This is a genomic window from Mycobacterium sp. E1747, from assembly GCF_001667775.1.
GTDB lineage: Bacteria > Actinomycetota > Actinomycetes > Mycobacteriales > Mycobacteriaceae > Mycobacterium.
This window is the reverse complement of sequence record NZ_LZJI01000194.1, coordinates 1-656: the sequence shown is the minus strand read 5'-3', so window position 1 is coordinate 656 and position 656 is coordinate 1. Positions and strand designations below refer to the sequence as shown.

Sequence of the window (656 nt, the reverse complement as noted above, 5' to 3'; positions counted from 1 at the left end):
TCGGTGTTCCCCTGGCGGAACAGCTTCGCGCAGCCGACCAGGTACTTCATGTAGCGGTCGTAGACCTCTTGCGACTGGATGGCGATCGCCTTTTCGCGGTTCGACTCGAGGGCGGCCGCCCACGTTTCCAGGGTCCGCGCGTAGTGCAGCTGCAGCGAGTGCACCCGGGTCAGCTCGAAGCCGGCCGTGACGGCGTACTCCCCGACGGTCTGGGGGGTCGGGAGCCAGCCCCCGGGGAAGATTTCGGTCAGGATGAACTGCGAGAAGTGCACGATCTCGTGGGTCAGCCCCATGCCTCGCGCCCTGGCCTCCTTGAAGGACGGGCGAACGATGGTGTGCAGCAACATGACCCCGTCGGATGGCAGCGCCTCGTAGGCCATCTTGAAGAAGCGGCCGTAGCGCTGGCGGCCGAAGTGCTCGAAGGCGCCGATGGAGACGATGCGGTCGACGGGCTCGTGGAACTTCTCCCAACCCTCCAACAGCACCCGTCGGGTGCGGGGGGTGTCCATCTCGTCGAACGTCTTCTGCACGTGCTCGGCCTGGTTCTCCGACAACGTCAACCCCACGACGTTCACGTCATACTTCTCGACCGCCCGCTGCAGCGCTCCGCCCCAGCCGCAACCGATGTCGAGCAGTGTCATCCCGGGCTCGAGATT

The 656-nt window shown here is 65.5% G+C and carries 1 protein-coding gene; it reads right to left on the bottom strand.

The genetic code is table 11. The features are described 5' to 3' along the window. Positions 1–656, bottom strand: a 656-nt coding sequence (locus A5695_RS19575; protein ID WP_068085834.1) for a class I SAM-dependent methyltransferase, incomplete at both ends; no start/stop codon positions are given.